Here is a 19,636-nt window from a genome sequence, read left to right as displayed (position 1 = left end):
GGCCCCCGTGTACGTCCGCCGGCTCGAACTGGTCGACTTCCGCTCGTACGAGCGGGTCGGCGTCGACCTCGAACCGGGGCCGAACGTCCTGATCGGGGCCAACGGCGTCGGCAAGACCAACCTGGTCGAGGCGCTGGGCTACGTGGCGACGCTGGACTCGCACCGGGTCGCGACGGACGCGCCGCTGGTCCGGATGGGCGCCGGCGCGGCGGTGATCCGGTGCGCGGTGCTGCACGAGGGCCGGGAGCTGCTGGTCGAGCTGGAGATCGTGCCGGGTAAGGCCAACCGGGCCCGGCTCGGCCGATCTCCGGCCCGCCGGGCCCGGGACGTGCTCGGCGCGCTGCGGCTGGTGCTCTTCGCCCCGGAGGATCTCGAACTCGTCCGGGGCGACCCGGCCGAGCGTCGTCGCTATCTCGACGATCTGCTGGTGCTGCGTCAGCCCCGGTACGCGGGCGTCCGAGCCGACTACGACCGAGTGATCAAGCAACGCAACGCGCTGCTGCGCACCGCGTACCTGGCCCGTAAGACCGGCGGGTCCCGGGGCGGTGACCTGTCGACGCTGGCGGTGTGGGACACCCACCTGGCCCGACACGGTGCCGAACTGCTCGCCGGCCGGTTGGAACTGGTCGCCGCGTTGACCCCGCACGTGGCCAAGGCGTACGACGCGGTGGCGGCCGGACGCGGCGCGGCGGGGATCGCGTACCGGCCGTCGGTGGAACTGGCCGAGCCCACCACCGACCGGGCGGCCCTCGCGGCGGTGCTCGCCGCGGCGCTGGAGGAGTCCCGCTCCGCCGAGATCGAGCGGGGCACCACCCTGGTCGGCCCGCACCGCGACGATCTCACCCTCAGCCTCGGCCCGCTGCCCGCCAAGGGGTACGCCAGCCACGGCGAATCCTGGTCGTACGCGCTCGCCCTCCGGCTGGCCGGCTACGACCTGCTCCGCAGCGACGGCATCGAACCGGTGCTGGTGCTCGACGACGTCTTCGCCGAGCTGGACGCCGGGCGGCGGGACCGGCTGGCCGAACTGGTCGGCGGGGCGAGCCAGTTGCTGGTGACGTGCGCAGTCGCCGACGATGTGCCGGCCGCCCTGCGGGGTGCCCGGTACGAGGTGGCCGAGGGGACGGTGCGCCGTGTCGGATAAGCCGCAGCGGCCAGGCCGTCCCAGCCCACGAACCGGCACCGGCGACAGCGGCGACGCGGTTGAGGTGACCGCCGACGCCGGCTCGGCCCCCGACGGACCGGAGGGGGTGTCCGGGCCGCAGTTGGCGCGTGCGGTGCTGGACGCGGCCAAGGCCCGGCGGGAGGCGGCGGGACGGCCCCGGCGCCGCGGCACGGCCGGTGGCGAGGGCGGCGAACGTCGGTTGCGCGGCTACTCCGGCCCGGGGCCGGACCCGCGCGATCCGCAGCCGCTCGGCGCGGTGCTGGATCGGTTGGTGAAGGCCCGTGGCTGGCAGCAGCCGGCCGCCGAGGCGACCGTCTTCGGCGCCTGGGAGCGGGTGGTCGGCCCCGAGGTGGCTCAGCACAGCCGGCCGGTGAAGCTGGAGAACGGCGAACTGACCGTGGAGGCCCGCTCCACCGCCTGGGCGACCCAACTGCGCCTGCTGGCCGGCTCGCTGTTGCAGCAGATCGGCCGTGAGGTAGGCCACAACGTGGTGCGCAAGTTGCACATCCACGGGCCGGCCGCGCCGTCCTGGTCCCGGGGCCCCCGCCGGGTACGCGGCCGGGGCCCCCGCGACACCTACGGCTGATCCGCCAGGCCGGGCCCGCACCGCATGCCGGCGGCGAGCGAGGGGCTGGGGCGGGCCGGCCGGAGGCCGCCGGTCAGGTCTGGGGTGCCCGGCGCGGCGCGGCCGACTCGGCGTACACCGCGAAGCCGCGATCGGCGCAGCGCCGGTAGAACGCGGCGACCACGCTCAGCTCGGCGCAGGTGAAGGTCCACTGCGGCGCGGCACCGCTGTCGTCACGGAGGGCGTCCAGCCGGCTGTCCAGCCAGCGCAGCTGCTGCTCGGCCAGGCGGCCGTCGGCGAGCAGCGAGCGCAGCACGGTGCCGACCGAGTCGAAGGTGACCGCCTCCCCGTGCGGGCGGTGCGCGGCCACGAACCGCTCGATGCCGCCGGCGATCCAGGCGCACCCGTCGGGGTCGATGACCGGGTCCTCGTCCTCGGCGGCGGCCTCGGTGGCGTAGAGCACACCGTCCAGCCCGAGGATCAGATCCACCACCTCGGTGTACGCGGTGGCCCGGACCGTGCCTGTCTTCGCGATCAGCTCGGCGAGCGCGGCGGTCGGTGCCGAGATTCCCGGCACGTCGACGATATCGCCGAAGTCGACGAACTCGGCCGGTGCGACCGGGTCGTAGAAGCGGCCGGTCCGCGGCCACTGGACCGCGACGTTGTCCAGCCCCATCTGGTGTCACCTCTCAACGGGCGGTTCGAGTCGATCGGGTCGATCGTCCGGTTCCGGGCGTGAAAGATCAAGGCCGGCAACCAACCCGACGTACCGGGATCGCCCGGCGGGCCGGTCCCGACGGTCACCGTACGGCCGGATGGCGTCGCCGTCACGCGACGGATCCGGTGATCATGCCTTGGCGTGTAGGGGGAGTCGCGGACAGCGCGGTTCGGGCCGCTACGTACATCTGAGCCGCCGCGAAGGGGTGCCGAGTGGTGGTTCTATCGCCCGCGCACAGTAAGATTGGCGTGAGACGAAGACCCGGTGCGGAGTGACGGGTCACGGGTCCGGTGCGGGCCCGCGATCATCCGTCCGACTCGGGTCGAGCCGATCGCGATCCGCGGGCATCCGCGGCGACCGGCGCGTTCGACCCGTACCCCGGAATTGTCCCCGGTGCTGGTCCGCGTGCCGACGTCGCGTCCTGTCCGCCGAACCCGCGCCCGACGTGCCTGACAGTGCGGACGGCGCAAGAAAGTGGCCGAGGGTGGCAGCGCAGGACAATCAGCAGTACGGCGCCGAGTCGATCACCGTCCTCGAAGGGCTGGAGGCGGTCCGCAAGCGGCCCGGCATGTACATCGGGTCGACCGGCGAGCGTGGCCTGCACCACCTGGTGTGGGAGGTCGTCGACAATGCGGTGGACGAGGCGCTGGCCGGTCACTGCGACACGATCGACGTGGTGCTGCTCGCCGACGGTGGGGTCCGGGTCACCGACAACGGTCGTGGCTTCCCGGTCGACCTGCATCCCAAGCTCAAGAAGCCGGGCGTCGAGGTGGCGCTGACCGTGCTGCACGCCGGCGGCAAGTTCGACGGCAAGGCGTACGCCGTCTCCGGCGGTCTGCACGGTGTCGGCGTCTCGGTCGTCAACGCCCTCTCCACCAAGATGGCAGTGGAGATCCACAAGGACGGCTTCGTCTGGCGGCAGCGGTACGACCACTCCAAGCCGACCCCGCTGGAGAAGGGCGAGCCGACCGACATCACCGGCTCGGCGGTCGCCTTCTGGCCCGACCCCGACGTCTTCGAGACCGTCGACTTCGACTTCCAGACCATCTACCGGCGTCTGCAGGAGATGGCCTTCCTCAACCGCGGCCTCACCATCCGCCTGCTCGACGAGCGGGTCTCGGAGGGCGAGGAAGGCAAGACCCGCGAGGTCACCTTCTGCTACGCGGGCGGCATCGCCGACTTCGTCCGCCACCTCAACGCCTCGAAGACCCCGATCCACAAGACGGTGGTCGAGTTCGGCGCCGAGGAGGAGGGCATGTCGGTCGAGATCGCCATGCAGTGGAACGAGTCGTACGGCGAGTCGGTCTACACCTTCGCCAACACCATCAACACCCACGAGGGTGGCACCCACGAGGAAGGCTTCCGGGCCGCGTTGACCAGCGTGGTCAACCGGTACGGCGCGGACAAGAAGCTGCTCAAGGGCGACGAGAAGCTCTCCGGCGAGGACATCCGCGAGGGACTTGCCTCGATCATCTCCGTCAAACTGGCGAACCCGCAGTTCGAGGGACAGACCAAGACCAAGCTGGGCAACACCCCGGTGAAGAGCTTCGTGCAGCGGGTCTGCAACGAGTGGCTGGTCGACTGGCTGGACCGCAACCCGGCCGAGGCGAAGATCATCATCACCAAGGCGTCCCAGGCCGCCCGGGCTCGGATCGCCGCCCAGCAGGCGCGCAAGCTGGCCCGGCGCAAGTCGCTGCTGGAGTCCGGCTCGATGCCGGGCAAGCTGGCCGACTGCCAGTCCACCGATCCGCGCGAGTCCGAGGTGTTCATCGTCGAGGGTGACTCGGCGGGCGGCTCGGCCAAGCAGGGTCGTGACCCGCGTACCCAGGCGATCCTGCCGATCCGCGGCAAGATCCTCAACGTGGAGAAGGCCCGGATCGACCGGGTGCTGAAGAACAACGAGGTGCAGGCGTTGATCACCGCGCTGGGCACCGGCATCCACGACGACTTCGACATGGAGAAGCTGCGCTACCACAAGGTTGTGCTGATGGCCGACGCCGACGTCGACGGCCAGCACATCCAGACGCTGCTGCTCACCCTGCTGTTCCGCTTCATGCGCCCGCTGGTCGAGTTGGGGCACGTCTACCTGGCCGCCCCGCCGCTCTACAAGATCAAGTGGAACAGGAAGGGCGACGACGCGCAGTACGCGTACTCCGACCGGGAGCGCGACGGGCTGATCGCGCTGCGCCAGCAGAAGAAGCCGAACGCCAGGCCGGACGACATCCAGCGGTTCAAGGGTCTTGGCGAGATGAACTACCCGGAGCTGTGGGAGACCACGATGAACCCGGCCACGCGTACCCTGCGTCAGGTCACCCTGGACGACGCGGCAACCGCCGACGAGCTGTTCAGCGTGCTGATGGGTGAGGACGTCGAGGCCCGGCGCTCGTTTATCCAGCGCAACGCCAAGGACGTCCGGTTCCTGGACATCTGATGGTTTCGGCAGCCGGGCGGGTGACCGATCCGACCCGGCTGCCGGTCCACAGAGTTATCCACAGCTTGGCCGGTTTCCACAGCCGTTATCCACAGCACGAAAACGACTCTCAGTCTGATAAGGGTTAACAGTGACCGATTCCCCCGAGTCCACACCTAACGAGCCCGAGGTCCCCGAGGCGCAGGCCGCCGTCGTCTCGCACGACCGGATCGAGCCGGTCGGGCTCGAGGTGGAGATGCAGCGCTCCTACCTCGACTACGCGATGAGCGTCATCGTCGGGCGGGCCCTGCCGGACGTCCGGGACGGGCTCAAGCCGGTCCACCGCAAGATCCTCTACGCCATGTTCGACTCGGGGTACCGGCCGGACCGCGGCTACGTGAAGTGCTCCCGCGTGGTCGGCGACGTGATGGGTCAGTTCCACCCGCACGGCGATTCGGCCATCTACGACGCGCTGGTCCGGATGGCCCAGTCCTGGTCGCTGCGCTACCCGCTGGTCGACGGCAACGGCAACTTCGGATCGCCCGGAAACGATCCAGCTGCCGCCATGAGGTACACAGAATGCAAGCTCGACCCGCTGGCGATGGAGATGCTGCGGGACATCGACGAGGACACCGTCGACCTGCAGGACAACTACGACGGTCGGGCCAAGGAGCCCACCATCCTGCCGTCGCGGATCCCGAACCTGTTGATCAACGGCTCCGAGGGCATCGCGGTCGGCATGGCCACCAAGATTCCACCGCACAACCTGCGGGAGATCGGCGCGGCGGTGCAGTGGTGCCTGGAGCACCCGGAGGCGGACGAGGCCACCACCCTCGAGGCGCTGCTGGAGATCGTCAAGGGTCCCGACTTCCCGACCCACGGTCTGATCGTCGGCCAGGCCGGTATCCAGGACGCGTACCGCACCGGGCGTGGCTCGATCCGGATGCGCGCCGTGGTCGAGGTCGAGGAGGACAAGCGCGGCCGCCCGGCCCTGGTGGTCAGCGAGCTGCCGTACCAGGTCAACCCCGACAACCTGGCCGAGCGGATCGCTGAGCTGATCAAGGAGGGCAAGCTCGGCGGCATCGCCGACATCCGCGACGAGTCCTCCGGGCGTACCGGCATGCGGATCGTGCTCGTGCTCAAGCGCGACGCGGTCGCCAAGGTGGTGCTGAACAACCTCTACAAGCACACCCAGCTCCAGGAGACCTTCGGCGCGAACATGCTGGCCCTGGTCGACGGGGTGCCGCGCACGCTGAACCTGGCGCAGTTCCTCCGCTACTACGTCGAGCACCAGATCGAGGTGATCCGGCGGCGGACGGCGTTCCGGCTGCGCAAGGCGGAGGAACGGGCGCACATCCTGCGCGGTCTGTCCAAGGCGCTGGACGCGCTGGACGAGGTGATCGCCCTGATCCGGCGCTCGCCCACCGTCGAGGACGCCCGGCAGGGCCTGATCCGGCTGCTGGAGATCGACGAGATCCAGGCCACCGCGATCCTGGACATGCAGCTGCGCCGGCTCGCCGCGCTGGAGCGGCAGCGGATCCTCGACGACCTGGCCAAGCTGGAGCTGGAGATCGCCGACCTCAAGGACATCCTGGCCAAGCCGGAACGGCAGCGTCGGATCGTCTCGGAGGAACTGGGCGAGATCGTCGCCAAGTGGGGCGACGACCGACGCACCAAGATCGTCCCGTTCGACGGCGAGGTCTCGATGGAGGACCTCATCGCCCGGGAAGACGTGGTCGTCACGATCACCCGCACCGGGTACGCCAAGCGGACGAAGGCCGACCTCTACCGCTCGCAGCGGCGCGGCGGCAAGGGGGTCAGCGGCGCCACGCTGCGGCAGGACGACATCGTCAGCCACTTCTTCGTCTGCTCGACGCACGACTGGATCCTGTTCTTCACCAATAAGGGGCGGGTGTACCGGGCCAAGGCGTACGAGCTTCCGGAGGCCAGTAGGGTGGCCAAGGGCCAGCACGTGGCCAATCTGCTTGCTTTCCAACCGGACGAGCAGATCGCACAGATCATCGAGATTCCGAACTACCAGGTAGCCCCCTACCTGGTCCTGGCGACGAAGAACGGCCTGGTGAAGAAGACGCGGCTTGAGGAGTTCGACTCCAACCGGTCCGGCGGCATCATCGCGATCAACCTGCGCGATGAGGACGAGCTGGTCGGTGCTGCGCTCGCCGGCCCCGCCGACGACCTGCTGCTGGTTTCCAAGAACGCCCAGGCGATCCGGTTCAACGCCACCGACGAGGCGCTTCGGCCAATGGGCCGGGCGACCTCGGGCGTGATCGGGATGCGCTTCAGCGAGGAGGACGAGCTGCTGGCCATGGAGGTTGTCCGGGAGGGTCTGGACGTTCTGGTGGCCACGAACGGGGGATACGCGAAACGTACCCCGATCGAGGAATACCCGGTCCAGGGCCGGGGAGGTAAGGGTGTGCTGACTGCGAAGATCACCGAGCGACGCGGTGGTCTGGTCGGTGCGGTGGTGATCGACCCGGACGACGAGCTCTTCGCTATCACCAGTAACGGTGGCGTCATCCGGACTCCGGTGAAGCCTGTACGCCGTACGCGTGACCGGAACACAATGGGGGTCAAGCTGATGGACCTTCCGGACGGCGTGACTATCGTGGCGATTGCTCGCAATGCCGACGAGCCTGACGAACAGGACTAGTTGAATGACGGAGACACAGGCGAAGTCGGGGAACGCGGGGACCTCGGCTAACCCGGTCGACGAGGAGGCCGCACAGAGCGGCACGCCAACGACCGGCCGCGCGGCCGTGGGCCGGGCCACGGTTCCCGCCGACGCGCCTGCCCCGAAGTTCACCCGGGCTCCCGGAATGGCTCCGCCGCCGGACAAGCCCGCCGACGGCCAGGAGGCCGCCGCCGCCGAGGAGACGACCGGCGCCGAGGCCCCCAGTCCGGCGGGCAGCACCGCCACCGCCACAGCCGCCGCCGGCAAGCCGTCGACCCCCCAGCCGATCGGCACTCGACCGGGCCAGTCGTCGGCGGGTACCACCGGCGTGCTGCCGACAGCCGGCACCGGCGTGACCGGCACCCAGCCACGGGTGACCGGGCTCGGTGCGAAGCCGGACGCGACCCGGCCGCCGGGCGCGGGCCGCCCGGCGAACGGCGGCGGGCTGCCTCCGGGCATCAGCGCGCCCGCCGTGGGCGCCGCGCGGGTGGGTGAGGCGGTACGCGCCGCGCGTACCTCGGTCAGCTCGGCCGCCTCGCGCGGACCGCGCCGGGCCCGGCTGAACCTCAAGCGGATCGACCCCTGGTCCGTGATGAAGTTCGCGTTCGCCGTGTCGGTGGTGCTGTTCATCGTCATCGTCGTCGCAACCTCGGTGCTGTATCTGGCGCTGGACGCGATGGGCGTGTTCGCGAGTGTGAACGACAGCCTGGGCGACCTGGTCAACGCCGGCGGTGGGCAGAGCACCAACGGCTTCCAGATCACCGCGAAGGGCGTGATCTTCAGTTCGATGCTGATCGGTGCGGTCAACGTCGTGCTGTTCACTGCGCTCGCCACGCTCGGGGCGTTCGTGTACAACGTCTGCGCCGACCTGGTGGGTGGCATCGAGCTGACCCTCGCCGAGCGCGACTGACCCGACTCAGAAGCCGGGCCGACCGCGGAAGCGGCCGGCCCGGCTTCTTATCTGGGTGGGTGCGCCAGCGGCTCTCCGGTAAGTTCAGGGGCGACGGTGTAGGCGACGATTCCGGGCCTGACCCCGATTTGGGGCGGCGTGGGCGGATGGGTTAACCTTGCTCGTCGCTACGCGGGGCTATAGCTCAGTCGGTTAGAGCGCAGAGCTGATAACTCTGAGGTCGCTGGTTCGATTCCAGCTAGCCCCACCGCACATGGTCCGACGGCACGTCGAGCGTGAGGGGTGTCCCCGATGTTCAAGAAGCTGTTGATCCTGGCCGGCGTCGTCGGGGTGGCCGCCGTGGTGGCCAAGAAGATCAAGGAAGCGAACGACGAACGCGCCCTCTGGCACGAGGCGACCACCTCGCCGGACCTGCGCTGACCACGTCCGTTCCGACCACCCGGCGGCACCGTCCGCTCACGGGGCCCTAGCTCAACTGGCAGAGCACTGCCTTTGCAAGGCAGGGGTTAGGGGTTCGAGTCCCCTGGGCTCCACCACAATCGCATCGTCCTACGGCCGTGGACGGGCCGGCTGAGGGGTCGGCCGCTGTGGCTGCGTTGGCGCTACTCGGACCCGCTGCCGAACCGGTGCCCATCCGTGGAAACATCGCCCCGCCATACTTGGACCAGGTCGGCTCGGCTCGTTGGTTCCGGCGCTCCGACCGGCCGGTGATGGCGTGGTTGCGTCTGGTATTCGCCGGGTGTTAGCGTGCTGACGGATCGAAGACCGTTGACCTGGAGCGATCTCCGTCGCGGTCAGGGATCGAAGCATGGTCAACGGGGGAGTCTGCATTGTGTATACGGGGTCCGTCCTCAACGGCATTTAAGGCTGCATCCTCGGACGTGGCGGTGACCGCCGTCGTGCCGTCCGCCGCCGCTCCCACCTCCGCCGGCCCAGTTCCGAGGCCTGCGACTCGGTGGCTTGGGCGCCTCTTGCAGCCAAAACAGCGGGCGCTTCGTGGGTGAGGCTGCCGGCACGATCGCCATCCGGCGTCCCGGCCCATCCGCACTGACGGCACCACCTGCCTCGTCTCTCGGTCCGAGTGCCTTCGCACTACCGCGGTAGTTGATGACTACGAGATTGCCTGCGGTTCGGGCTGCGGTGGGAGGCTTGGCCCCTGTCGCCGTCAGCGATCTGGACCTGGAGTACGGCGGTTCGCCGAAAACACAGAGCTGCGTCTTTGTCGGCTAGTAGACCGACGGTGACGTGCGGCAGTTTGACGACCACTGTTTCGGAGCGTTGCTGATGTCGTTGTGGTGGAAACGCCGTGTGCCGGGTCGCCGATGGCTGGTCGCAGCCGTCTGGGCGTCGGCGGTAACCGTCGCGGTCCTGCAGACCTGGGCGGCCCTGCGGCGACCGTTCGTCGACCGCCTTTCCGACCTGCAGGTCTACCTCGGTGCGGTGAACGACCTCTGGAACGGCGACGGCCTGTACGACTTCGCCGCCGAGGCGACCGGAGCACCGTTCACCTATCCGCCCTTCGCTGGTCTACTTTTCGCTCCACTGGCTCTCCCGCCCTTCGCCGTGATCGCGGTGATCTGGAGCGTCGCCACGTTCGCGGTGGTTGTCGCGGTGGCGGTCGCCGCCGTCCGGCGTTCGGAGTTCCGTGCTACGGGTACGCCGTGGCTGACGCCGTTGTTCGCGTTGGCCCTGTTCGCGTCGTCGCCGATCTCCAGCAACTTCCGGTTCGGCCAGATCAGCGTGTTCCTCGTGGCCGCCGTGCTGGCCGACGTGTTGAGACTGGTCCCCGAGCGTTACCGGGGGATCCTCACCGGCGTCGCCTGCGCGGTCAAGCTGACCCCGCTCGTGTTTGTGCCGTACTTCTGGTTCTCCGGCCAGCGGCGGGCGGCGGTCACGTCCGTCGCCGCATTCGTCGCCTGCACCGGCATAGCGTGGCTGGTGTTGCCCGATGAATCCGTGCGCTTCTGGTTCACCGAGATCTGGAACGTGAATCGGGTCGGAAACATCGAGACCGGCGGCAACCAGTCGCTCAACGGCGCGCTTCTTCGGTGGGGGCTGCCCGACTTGATCCGTTCCTCCGTCGTTGCGGTGGTCGGCTCGGCCATCGTCGTGCTCGCCCTGATCCGGGCGACCCGGGCTTACCGCAACGACCAGCCACTGGCCGCCGCCGTGCTGGTCGGTGCGGCTGGCCTGGTCTTCTCCCCGGTCTCCTGGACGCACCATCAGGTGTGGCTGCTCCTGGCGGCGCTGCTGGCGGTGAGTGCCCGGCCGCGCTGGTCGCTCCTCTGGCCGGCCGTCGTGCTGGTGGTGATGATCCTTCCGGTCACCTCTCGGGGGGCAAGCCTGCCCGGCGGCTTTCTGCTCGGCGATGCTCGCCTCTGGCTCGCCGTGGCCGTCGCGGTGTTCATCCCGTTCGTGGCCGTGCGCCGTGTTCCGGCCGAATCTCCGGTGGAGGCGGGAACGGCACAGCCGACGGTAGAGCCCATGCATCCGCCAGCACAGCGGGATGGCATCGCCGAGACGGAAGGAGCCGGCCGGCCGGAACGGTAACGGGCGACGAAGCGCCGCCATTTGTAGTCCAGGTGATCGCAACCACGATGAACTCACACTAGTGCGAAGTTACATGGGGGCCATAGTGACCGTGGTTTATTTTGACGACGATTCCCTTGCCCGAATAGGCATTGCCCGGCAGCCGCTGCTGGAGGCTGAAATTGCTTTCAGTCATCAATTGATCGACACCCGGGTGGATCCACAGTTCGCCGCCTGGCATTTTGTCGCCCGCGGCCGGCTACGCGGATCCACATCGGTCCTGCCTGCGATCCTGCAAGGGGGCAGAGTTGCCGATGTGATCGACACGGTGGGCAGGATCATTCGTGGCGTCGGATTCGACACCCTCCGCGGCGGCGTACTGCCGGGCGAGGCAGACCGTCGTCCGTGGTCTCGTCTACGGGCGAGTCGGGAACAGCAGATAAAAGCGGCCCTGCACTCGTATCACCAGGCCGCCATCGCGCCGTACTGGCGCCAGTTCCTCGCCGGGTTCAACTTCGAGCGGTCGAGGCTCGTGCGCGTGGCGGAGCAGGGCGGCCCGGAAAGGCTGCTCGCCGACCTCGGGCCGGGGCTGCGCTGGTACCGACCCGTTCTGAGCCTGCTCGATTCGGTGGCCGCTACCTTGCACCTGCGCGGACGCCGTGTGTTGATCCTGCCGTCATTGTTCTGCCAGAGCGGTGCGTTGCTGGGCGAGACGGATGACGACCATGTCAAGATTATTTACCCGATGAGTTCGATTTCCCGATCCATCGCCCTTAGCGGGCTGGCCGCCCGCGGCTCCTGTCCCTTGCCGGAACTGTTGGGTAGGACCAGGGCGGCGATCCTGTGCGGCCTGACGCGGGCGGACAACACCACCGGGGTGGCCGCTCGGTGGGGGATCACCCCGGCGACCGCCAGCAGACACCTCGCGATCCTCCGAGCCGCCGGCCTCATTCACAGTTGGCGGCGGGCCAACGAGATGCAGCATGCGATCAGCCCGATGGGTCACGCGCTCGTGATGTCGACCACCGGGGCGGTGGACATCACGAGCGAGAAGAGCGCTTGAGTCCAGCGGCAGGGCGGACGCTATCGGGACGTCCCGCTGAGTCCGCCGCCGTCTGCGTCAGGAGTGGCCGAAGAGGCATCCTGCAGTGGCGTCCTTAATACGATCCGGCCGGGGAGATCCGGGTAGAACTTCCGGGCTGACGGGACGATGCACGACATCGCCTTGGCCACAGAACCGTCGGCGGCCGCGGCGAAGTCAGCCGCGGTTCGTTCCTCGCCGGTCAGCGGCACCTGCGTTTCCTGTAGGCACTCCTGCGTCGCGGTACGCACCCGCTCGTCCATGTGCTGCTCTCGGGCCTCGACGTAACCCGGCTCGATTCGGGAGAGCTCCCGAAGGTTGCAGGCCTCCTGCTTCTCGTTGAACTGCTCGATGTCGCCGGCCGGTTCGACGTCGTAGAGCAGGGTGAGCCCGTCGATCGGACTGCGGACCGGCTGGGTCGTCCGGTAGCCCTCGGCCACCATGCAGGCGAGGAACCGATCCACGGCGGTCTGGTACTCCTCGTCGGTGACCACGCCGTCGGCCAGCGCCCATTCCTGGCTGACCGTCTGCTCGGCGTAGGCGTCCCGAGGCTGCGGTGCCACCCCGGTGGTGCAACCCGCCGACATTGTCAGCGCTGCGATCGTGACGGCCACAGCTGTAGACCTGCGTGTCATAGCGAAACTCCCACGTCGCTGCGATTCGACTGCCAATGGAGAATGGCGCGGGTCGGACGAGCCGACCCGCGCCATCGCCTGTTCAGCTGGTGGTCGCCCCGCAGCTGTCACAACCCCAGTGCAGGCCCTGCCGCGCGATCGGCGCCTCGGTGTACTCGGCGTACGCGACGCTGTTGGAGCCGTACACGCGGGTGGTCTGCGCGCCGTTGCTGCGGACGAGCGCGGAGCTGAGCCGCCCGCTGCAACTGCCGCCGCGCTTCGAGGTCTGCGCCCAGCTGGTGTAGCGGCCACTGCCGGCCGAGTAGTAGCCGCTGGAGACGTAGTTTTCGCCGCAGCCGCGGGTGACCACCCGGTTGTTGCCCAGAGCCAGCGCCGGCGTCGCCGGCAGCACCGTCGCGGCCACCGCGCCGGCGATCGCCACCGCCCCCAGTCGTGTCAGGAACTTCTTCGGAGCCTTCATGATTCGACCACCTTTCCCGAAATGGGCTACCGATGATTGGACTTGGAGATCCGAAGGTCGATCTCGATGTCCAGCCGGTACTGACTATGTCATCCGAAGCCCCGGGCTAATAGGTGATTAGTTTGAGAGCTAATGTCACTGGTGATGGCCGATAAATAGTCGTACCACAATTCTTCTTTGTGTGTCAGAGTCCACCGTGGCCGCCTGGTGCCGGTGGTCGGCGTCCCGGCTTGGTGCGTTAGCCTTCCAGCCATGACCGACCAGTTATCCGTGGACGGGACGGCCGAGCGAGCCGCTGCCGGGGCCGAGTCGACCCCGCCTCAACGACCGGCGGGTATCGGCCGGTTCCGCAACCGGCGGTGGTGCCTCATCGGCTGGTCCGTTCTCTTCGTCGCGGCCTTTCTGGCGTTCGGCCTGCCGACTGACCCGGGATACGCCTTTTTCTGGCTGTGGGCGTTCACGGTGGCTTGGCGGATTGACCAGCCGTGGCGGTCACATCTGCTGTTCCTGCGGGACTGGATTCCCGTGATCATCCTGCTGACCATCTACAACCTGTCTCGTGGGTTCGCGAACGGCATCCGGGAACCGCACGTGACCGAACTGATCCACGCCGACGAGTGGATGTTCGGCTGGGCCACCGGCGGCACGGTGCCCACTGTCTGGCTGCAGCAGAATCTGTACGACCCCGCCCGCGTCCAGTGGTGGGAGGTGGTCGTGACGTACGTGTACTTCTCGCACTTCGTCGTGGCGCTCGCCGCCGCGATCGTGCTCTGGCTGACTTCCCGCCCTCGCTGGGCGGCCTTCATGCGCCGGTGGTTCGTACTCAGCCTCTCCGGGCTGATCACGTACTTTCTCTACCCCGCCGCCCCGCCGTGGTGGGCGGCGGTGCACCAATACCTCGAACCAGTGGAGCGGCTGAGCCTCCGCGGCGGGCAGGAGTTCGGGATGCACGGGGCGTTCAGCCTCATCCGCCTCGGACAACTCGCCGCCAACCCGGTGGCCGCGATCCCGTCGCTGCACACCGCGTTCGCGCTGTTCGTCGTGCTGTTCTTCCTGCGCAACGTACGCCGGCGGTGGTGGCCGCTGCTGCTGCTCTACCCGCTGGCGATGACCTTCACCCTGGTGTATTCGGGTGAGCACTACGTCATCGATGTCCTGGTGGGTTGGGCTTACGTCGTCGGCGTGTTCCTGATCACCGGCTGGGCAGAACGTTGGTGGCGCAACTGGCGGTCGCGTCGACGTGCCGGATCAGACGCAGACCGGAGCCCGACCGGTAACGCCTCACCGGCTTTGGCCGAGGCGCCGCCGGGCCGGCACCTGGACGCAGGTTAGCGTCGACGGTGTGAGTACCGGATCTCCCCGCCTCCTGCCCGCCGACGGCGAACTCGCCGAGGCCGCGTCCGTCCTGCGTACCGGTGGGTTGGTGGCTTTTCCCACCGAGACCGTCTACGGCCTGGGCGCGAACGCGTTGGACGCGCAGGCGGCGGCCCGGATCTTCGAGGCGAAGGCGCGGCCGAGCTTCGATCCGTTGATCACCCATCTCGCCGACGCGGCCGACCTGGAGCCGCTGGTCGGGCCGGTGCCGCCGGCGGTGGCGGCGTTGGCGGCCCGGTTCTGGCCGGGACCGTTGACGCTCATCGTGGACCGGCCGGCGGCGATCCCGCCGATCGTCACCTCCGGGCTGGACACGATGGCGGTCCGGGTGCCGGACAACGAGCACGCCCGGCGGCTGATCGCGACGGCGGGCGTGCCGGTGGCCGCGCCGAGCGCCAACCGGTTCGGCCAGCTCAGCCCGACCCGCGCCGAGCACGTGGTACGCGGGTTGGGCGCCGCCGTGGACGTGGTGCTCGACGGCGGGCCGACCCGCTGCGGGATCGAGTCGACGATCGTGGACGCCAGGGGGGATCGCCCGGTGGTGCTGCGTCTCGGCGCGTTGCCGGTCGAGGAACTGGAGAAGGTCGTCGGCCCGGTGACGGTGCGGCCGGGCAGCTCGGGGCAGCCGGTGGCGCCGGGCACCCTGGCCGCGCACTACGCCCCGCGTACGCCCCTGCGGCTGCTGGCCGCCGACTCGGCGGCCCGGCCGGTGCGTGCCGAACCAGCGCCGAGCGACGGGATGCGGCATGGCTATCTGGCCTTCCGGGACCGGCCGGCGGACGGCTGGGCCGCGGTGGAGGTGCTTTCCGCGACCGGTGACCTGACCGAGGCCGCGGCGCGGTTGTTCGACGCGTTGCACCGGTTGGACGCGGCCGGGGTCACCGAGATCGTCGCGGAGCCGGTGCCGGAGACGGGCGTCGGCCGGGCCGTCAACGACCGGCTCCGTCGCGCCGCCGCCACCTGGCAGCCAGCCGACTGACGCCGACCGGCAGCCGGGTCAGGACTCCGCCTTCACCTGCGCCCCGCTGTGCTTCGCGCTGTCGTCCTGACGCTTCGCGCCGTCGTGCTCCGTCCCGTCGTCCTGCTCCGCGCCGTTGAGCTGCGGGAGTCGGGCGACCACCCGGGTGAGGGCGCCGTTGGCGAGGGTGGCGCCGACCGCCGAACCGGTGGCGATGGTCCAGCCCACCGGCCCGAGCGGGGTACAGCCGAAGAACTGGCTCACCCCGGGGGTCTGCACCACCGCGGCCAGCACGCCGATCGACGCGGCGGTCGAGGCGAGCACGGACGGGCTGGTGCCACCGGCCAGCACGGTCTGCCCGAGCTGCGTACCGACCAGGGAGACCAGGGCGACAGTGCCGGCCCGCTGCCGGCTGCCGGTGTAGCGGGCCAGTGCCCAGCCGGCGGTCGCGCCGAGTGTGGTGGCGGCGGCGCGCAGCCCGATCTCCCGGGTCATGGTCTCGCCGAGCGAGCTGTCCGGCCCCTCGCGGAGCAGACCGTCGGCGTGGTCGCCGCCGGGTGGCCGGACGGCGATGGCCAGCGCGGGTGCCATGTCGGTGAGCAGGTTGACCAGCAGCAGTTGGCGCCCGTTGAGCGCGGCCTGGCCGGTGGCGGCGGCGGTCAGCACGCTGAACGCGATCTCACCGAGGTTGCCGCCGACCAGGATGCTCAGCGCATGGCGTACCGAGGACCACATCGCCCGGCCCTCGACCAGGGTGGCGATGATGGTCTCCAGCCGGTCGTCGGTGACCACCAGGTCGGCCGCGGCCCGGGCTGCCGGGGTGCCCCGTTGACCGAGGGCGATACCCACGTCGGCCAGCCGGATGGCGGGCGCGTCGTTGGCGCCGTCACCGGTCATCGCGACGGTACGCCCGCACTTCTGCAACGCCTGGATGATGCGGACCTTGTGCGCCGGGGTGCACCGGGCCACCACGTCGGTGGCGGCCAGTCGGGCGGCGAGGGCGTCGTCGTCGAGCTGGTCGAGTTCGGTGGCGGTGACCACCCGCTGCGTGTGATGGTCGCTGATGGTGGCGGCGATCGCCTCGGCCGTCGCCGGATGGTCACCAGTGATCATGATGGTGTGCACGCCCGCCTGGCGGATCCGGCGTACGGCCGGCGCGGCGCTGGCGCGTACCCCGTCGGCGAGCGCCAGGAAGCCGGTGAAGACCAGGCCACGTACGTCCTCGTCGGCGATGTCCGGGTCACCGAGCGTGCATTCGGCGACGGCGAGGATGCGGTGCCCCGCCCCGGCACGCTCAGCGAGCAGCCGTTGCAACTCGGCGCGGCCCGCGTCGTCCAGCGGCTCGTCCCGCCCGGCGGTGCGGCGGGCGGCGCAGCGGGGCAGCACGCTCTCGGGCGCACCCTTCACGCTGAGCAACGTCCGTCCCTGCGTCTCCCCGACCGTGGCGTGGTAGCCGCGGGACGGTTCGAACGGCAGGCCGCCGACCGCCCGCCAGCCCGGTGTGCCGTCCTGCTCGGTCACCCCGGCGGTGGTGGCGCCGCGCAGCACCGCCCGGTCGGTCTGCATGGACAGTTCCTCCGGGTTCTCGGCGGCCGGGGTGGCCCGCAGCGCCGCCGCCAGGGTCCGCCGCAGCCGCTCGTCGAGTTCTTCCACGGAGGCGTACCCGTCGGCGTCGCCCACCGCGGCCAGCAGCAGATGTCCCTCGGTGAGGGTGCCCGTCTTGTCGAAGCAGAGGACGTCGACCCGGCCGAGCGCCTCGATGGTGCGCGGGTTGCGGACCAGCGCGCCGTGCTCGGCCAGCCGCCGGGCGGCGGCCAACTGGGCGGCACTGACCAGGAACGGCAGCCCCTCGGGCACCGACGCGACGGCCAGGTTAGCCGCGGTCGCGGCCGTCTGGGCCAGGGGTACGCCGCGCAGCAGCCCGGCGCCGACCACCGCCACGGCCGACCCCGCGGCCAGCGGGATCGCGGTCTGGGTCAACCGGCCCAGCCGGGCCTCCACCCCGCTGGCCGGTGGCGCCTGCCGGGCCAGGGCGAGACTGCGACCGGCCTCGGTGTCGGCACCGGTGGCCACGACCACGCCGACACCGCGTCCGGCGGCGATCGTGGTCCCCTCGTAGACCATCGACTGGCGTTCGGCCACCGCTGCGGCCACCACCGGTTGGTCGGTCTTGGCGACCGGCAGCGACTCACCGGTCAGGGAGGACTCGTCGGCCTCCAGCCCGACGGACTCCAGCACCCGGCAGTCGGCGGGTACGGCATCGCCGGATTCGAGCACGATCACGTCGCCGGGTACCAGTTCGTCGGCGGGTACCACCCGTTCGGCGCCGGCCCGGCATACCCGGGCGGTGACTGCCGAGCGGGACAGCAGTTCGGCCAGCGACCGCTCGGTGTTGCGCTGGTGCACCGCGCCGACCAGCGCGGACCCGCCGACCACTCCGCCGACCAGGGCCGCGTCGACCAGCGAGCCGAAGCTGGCGGAGAGCACCGCCCCGGCGGCGAGCACCGGGGTGAGCGGGTTGGCCAGCTCGTCGACGAAGGCGCGCAGCAGTCCGCTCGGGCCGGACATCTCGCCTGGCCCGGCGGCCTGCCGGCGCTCGGCCTCGGCGTCGGTCAGCCCGTCGCGTCCCGTGTCGAGCTGGTCGAGGACGGTCGGCACGGGCATCAGGTGCCAGGCGGTGATCGCGGGGGCGGGTGACTCGGTGCGCTCGGAAAGCCGGCCGGCCCGCCACACCCCGTGCGCGAAGGCCAGCGCCGCCGCGCCGTTGACCGAGGAGAGCGTGCGGCCGGGCAACTGGGCGGGGGCGGCGGTGAAGGCACCGAGCGCGCCCAGGCCCGTGCCGGCCAGGCCGATGCGCAGGTTCTGCGCGGTCATCCGGCGGGCCACCCCGGCCGCTTCGATGATCAGCGCGACGACCCGCAGGTCCGTGCCGACCAGCAGGTGCGCCCCCCATGGTGGCAGCGCCTCCGGTTCGGCGAGGCCGAGCCCGCAGTCCGCCGCGGCAAGTGCCGCCCGGTCGGCGGAGACCAGCATCACCACCGCACCCTCGCGTTGCAGCCGGCGTACCGATTCGGCCAGCTGGTCGCCGCCGGGCAGCAGCGCGTCGGCGGAGCCGTACCGCTGGCCGTCGCCGCCCGCCACGACGAGCCGCAAACCGGCCTTCCGGGCGACGGTCGGCAGGGTGTCGACGCCCGGTGCCGGCTCCGGCTCGACCCGCAACACGGCCGCCAGGGCGTCGCCCGCGGCGAGGCCGAGCAGGTTGCCGCCGCGCTCGCGCAGCCGCCGGCTGTCGTCGGTGTCGCCGGGGTCGCGCGCGTCGAGGTGGTCCAGCGGGCCGAGCCGCCAGCCGTCGAGGTGGCGTACCTCTTCCGGGGCCGCCGGTTCGAAGAGCGCGAACGCCCGCGCCGCGACCTGGGACGTGTCGGCGCCGGGCAGCGGGGCCAGGTCGGCCAGTACGCCCCGGTCGGAGCCGAGCACCCGGTTGTCCAGGACCAGCGTGTCGATCCGGTCGAGTTCCCGCAGCACGCTGCGATCCATCGCAATGACGCCGCGTCGGGCGAGGATCCGGCCGAGTTGGGCGGCGTACCCTTCGCGCCCGCTGCCCGGCGCCTTGGGCAGCGCGGAAAGGCCCAGCGCGGCGGCCCGCTTCGGGCCGACGACCGGCGTGGCCGCGGCGACGGCCGCCGCTCCGCTGCCGAGCATCCGGGTGATGTACCGCTCCGCGGGGCCGTCCGGCTTGGGGCAGGGGCGTTCGTCGCGCGGCGTACGGGCGACGGCGCGGTCCGGATCACCGGTGAGCCGGGGTTCGGCCCTTTCCCAGGCATGCTGCTGGGCTAGGGCCTCACCCCACTGCACGATCCGTTGCGCCCCGTCGAGCACGATGCCCGTCCAGCCGCCGGTCAGACCCTGCACGACCGCCTCGGCGAGCGGGAAGAGCACGTCGGCGCGCGGGTCGGCGCGCAGTCCCCGGCCGGCGAGGGCATGCAGCTTCGGGTGCAGGTCGATGGCGCTGAGCAGGCCGGACACCTCGCCCGGGATCGGGGTGATGGGCAGGATCCGGGTGGCCGCGGAGATGGTCAGGCCGAGCGCGTCGGAGGCGAGGGCGCCGAGGGTACGCGGGGTACGCGGCCCCTCCTCGGGCG

At 70.5% G+C, this 19,636-nt stretch carries 14 protein-coding genes and 2 tRNA genes; 12 read left to right on the top strand and 4 right to left on the bottom strand.

Annotation, left to right across the window (positions count from 1 at the left end):
• Window positions 1-7: 7 nt before the first annotated feature.
• Together recF and C1I95_RS04270 are read left to right on the top strand one after the other, a co-directional pair.
• Complete coding sequence (recF, locus tag C1I95_RS04275) at window positions 8-1,141, top strand: DNA replication/repair protein RecF (protein WP_111212446.1); 1,134 nt, start codon at window positions 8-10, stop codon at window positions 1,139-1,141.
• Window positions 1,131-1,748, top strand: coding sequence for a DciA family protein (locus C1I95_RS04270; protein ID WP_438941281.1), 618 nt, complete (start codon window positions 1,131-1,133; stop codon window positions 1,746-1,748). The genes recF and C1I95_RS04270 overlap by 11 nt, the downstream gene beginning before the upstream one ends.
• A gap of 73 nt (window positions 1,749-1,821) precedes the next feature.
• Here C1I95_RS04270 and C1I95_RS04265 read toward each other — a convergent pair whose 3' ends face one another.
• A complete protein-coding gene (locus tag C1I95_RS04265; RefSeq protein WP_111212444.1) occupies window positions 1,822-2,403 on the bottom strand; it encodes a hypothetical protein in 582 nt (193 codons plus the stop codon).
• A gap of 526 nt (window positions 2,404-2,929) precedes the next feature.
• Here C1I95_RS04265 and gyrB point away from each other — a divergent pair.
• From gyrB to C1I95_RS04230, 8 genes are all read left to right on the top strand, one after another.
• The gene (gene gyrB / locus C1I95_RS04260; RefSeq protein ID WP_111212443.1) at window positions 2,930-4,876 is read left to right on the top strand and encodes a DNA topoisomerase (ATP-hydrolyzing) subunit B; all 1,947 of its coding nucleotides are present in this window, start codon (window positions 2,930-2,932) and stop codon (window positions 4,874-4,876) included.
• Window positions 4,877-5,006: 130 nt separating this feature from the next.
• A complete protein-coding gene (gyrA, locus tag C1I95_RS04255) occupies window positions 5,007-7,526 on the top strand; it encodes a DNA gyrase subunit A (RefSeq protein WP_111212442.1) in 2,520 nt (839 codons plus the stop codon).
• Window positions 7,527-7,530: 4 nt separating this feature from the next.
• Window positions 7,531-8,457, top strand: a complete 927-nt coding sequence (locus tag C1I95_RS04250) for a DUF3566 domain-containing protein (protein ID WP_111212441.1) — start codon at window positions 7,531-7,533, stop codon at window positions 8,455-8,457.
• 173 nt (window positions 8,458-8,630) lie between these two features.
• Window positions 8,631-8,704, top strand: a tRNA-Ile gene (locus C1I95_RS04245).
• A 44-nt stretch (window positions 8,705-8,748) separates the two neighbouring features.
• A complete protein-coding gene (locus C1I95_RS36140; RefSeq protein WP_217705935.1) occupies window positions 8,749-8,877 on the top strand; it encodes a DLW-39 family protein in 129 nt (42 codons plus the stop codon).
• 40 nt (window positions 8,878-8,917) lie between these two features.
• A tRNA-Ala gene (locus C1I95_RS04240) sits at window positions 8,918-8,993 on the top strand.
• Window positions 8,994-9,741: 748 nt separating this feature from the next.
• Window positions 9,742-11,007, top strand: a complete 1,266-nt coding sequence (locus tag C1I95_RS04235; RefSeq protein ID WP_146605629.1) for a glycosyltransferase 87 family protein — start codon at window positions 9,742-9,744, stop codon at window positions 11,005-11,007.
• Between the two features lie 85 nt (window positions 11,008-11,092).
• Window positions 11,093-12,049 carry an ArsR/SmtB family transcription factor gene (locus C1I95_RS04230; protein WP_158566284.1) on the top strand — a complete coding sequence of 319 codons (957 nt, stop codon included), beginning with the start codon at window positions 11,093-11,095 and terminating at the stop codon, window positions 12,047-12,049.
• 20 nt (window positions 12,050-12,069) lie between these two features.
• On the opposite strand, the gene C1I95_RS04225 is transcribed toward C1I95_RS04230, so the two are convergent.
• Both C1I95_RS04225 and C1I95_RS04220 read right to left on the bottom strand, forming a co-directional pair.
• Window positions 12,070-12,681, bottom strand: coding sequence for a hypothetical protein (locus C1I95_RS04225; protein ID WP_111212438.1), 612 nt, complete (start codon window positions 12,679-12,681; stop codon window positions 12,070-12,072).
• Between the two features lie 103 nt (window positions 12,682-12,784).
• Window positions 12,785-13,162: a hypothetical protein gene (locus C1I95_RS04220; RefSeq protein ID WP_111212437.1), complete on the bottom strand. Its 378-nt coding sequence runs from the start codon at window positions 13,160-13,162 to the stop codon at window positions 12,785-12,787.
• A gap of 252 nt (window positions 13,163-13,414) precedes the next feature.
• On the opposite strand from C1I95_RS04220, the gene C1I95_RS04215 reads away from it, so the two are divergent.
• Window positions 13,415-14,494, top strand: a complete 1,080-nt coding sequence (locus C1I95_RS04215) for a phosphatase PAP2 family protein (protein ID WP_111212436.1) — start codon at window positions 13,415-13,417, stop codon at window positions 14,492-14,494.
• A 34-nt stretch (window positions 14,495-14,528) separates the two neighbouring features.
• Entirely contained in the window at window positions 14,529-15,515 is a 987-nt protein-coding gene (locus tag C1I95_RS04210; protein ID WP_111212465.1) for an L-threonylcarbamoyladenylate synthase, read from the top strand.
• A gap of 18 nt (window positions 15,516-15,533) precedes the next feature.
• Here the strand turns inward: C1I95_RS04210 and C1I95_RS04205 are convergent.
• A partial coding sequence (locus C1I95_RS04205) for a cation-translocating P-type ATPase (RefSeq protein ID WP_111212435.1) occupies window positions 15,534-19,636 on the bottom strand: 4,103 nt, incomplete at its 5' end.

This window comes from Micromonospora craterilacus, from assembly GCF_003236315.1.
GTDB lineage: Bacteria > Actinomycetota > Actinomycetes > Mycobacteriales > Micromonosporaceae > Micromonospora > Micromonospora craterilacus.
The sequence above is the reverse complement of the archived record's forward strand: the minus strand, read 5'-3'. Positions and strand labels throughout refer to the sequence as shown.

Bases quoted from the DNA above. Each gene is read 5' to 3' on its own strand.
- C1I95_RS04235 (WP_146605629.1), top strand. From the start codon at position 9,742: ATGTCGTTGTGGTGGAAACGCCGTGTGCCGGGTCGCCGATGGCTGGTC.
- C1I95_RS04215 (WP_111212436.1), top strand. From the start codon at position 13,415: ATGACCGACCAGTTATCCGTGGACGGGACGGCCGAGCGAGCCGCTGCC.
- C1I95_RS04250 (WP_111212441.1), top strand. From the start codon at position 7,531: ATGACGGAGACACAGGCGAAGTCGGGGAACGCGGGGACCTCGGCTAAC.
- C1I95_RS04220 (WP_111212437.1), bottom strand. From the start codon at position 13,162: ATGAAGGCTCCGAAGAAGTTCCTGACACGACTGGGGGCGGTGGCGATC.
- C1I95_RS36140 (WP_217705935.1), top strand. From the start codon at position 8,749: ATGTTCAAGAAGCTGTTGATCCTGGCCGGCGTCGTCGGGGTGGCCGCC.
- C1I95_RS04265 (WP_111212444.1), bottom strand. From the start codon at position 2,403: ATGGGGCTGGACAACGTCGCGGTCCAGTGGCCGCGGACCGGCCGCTTC.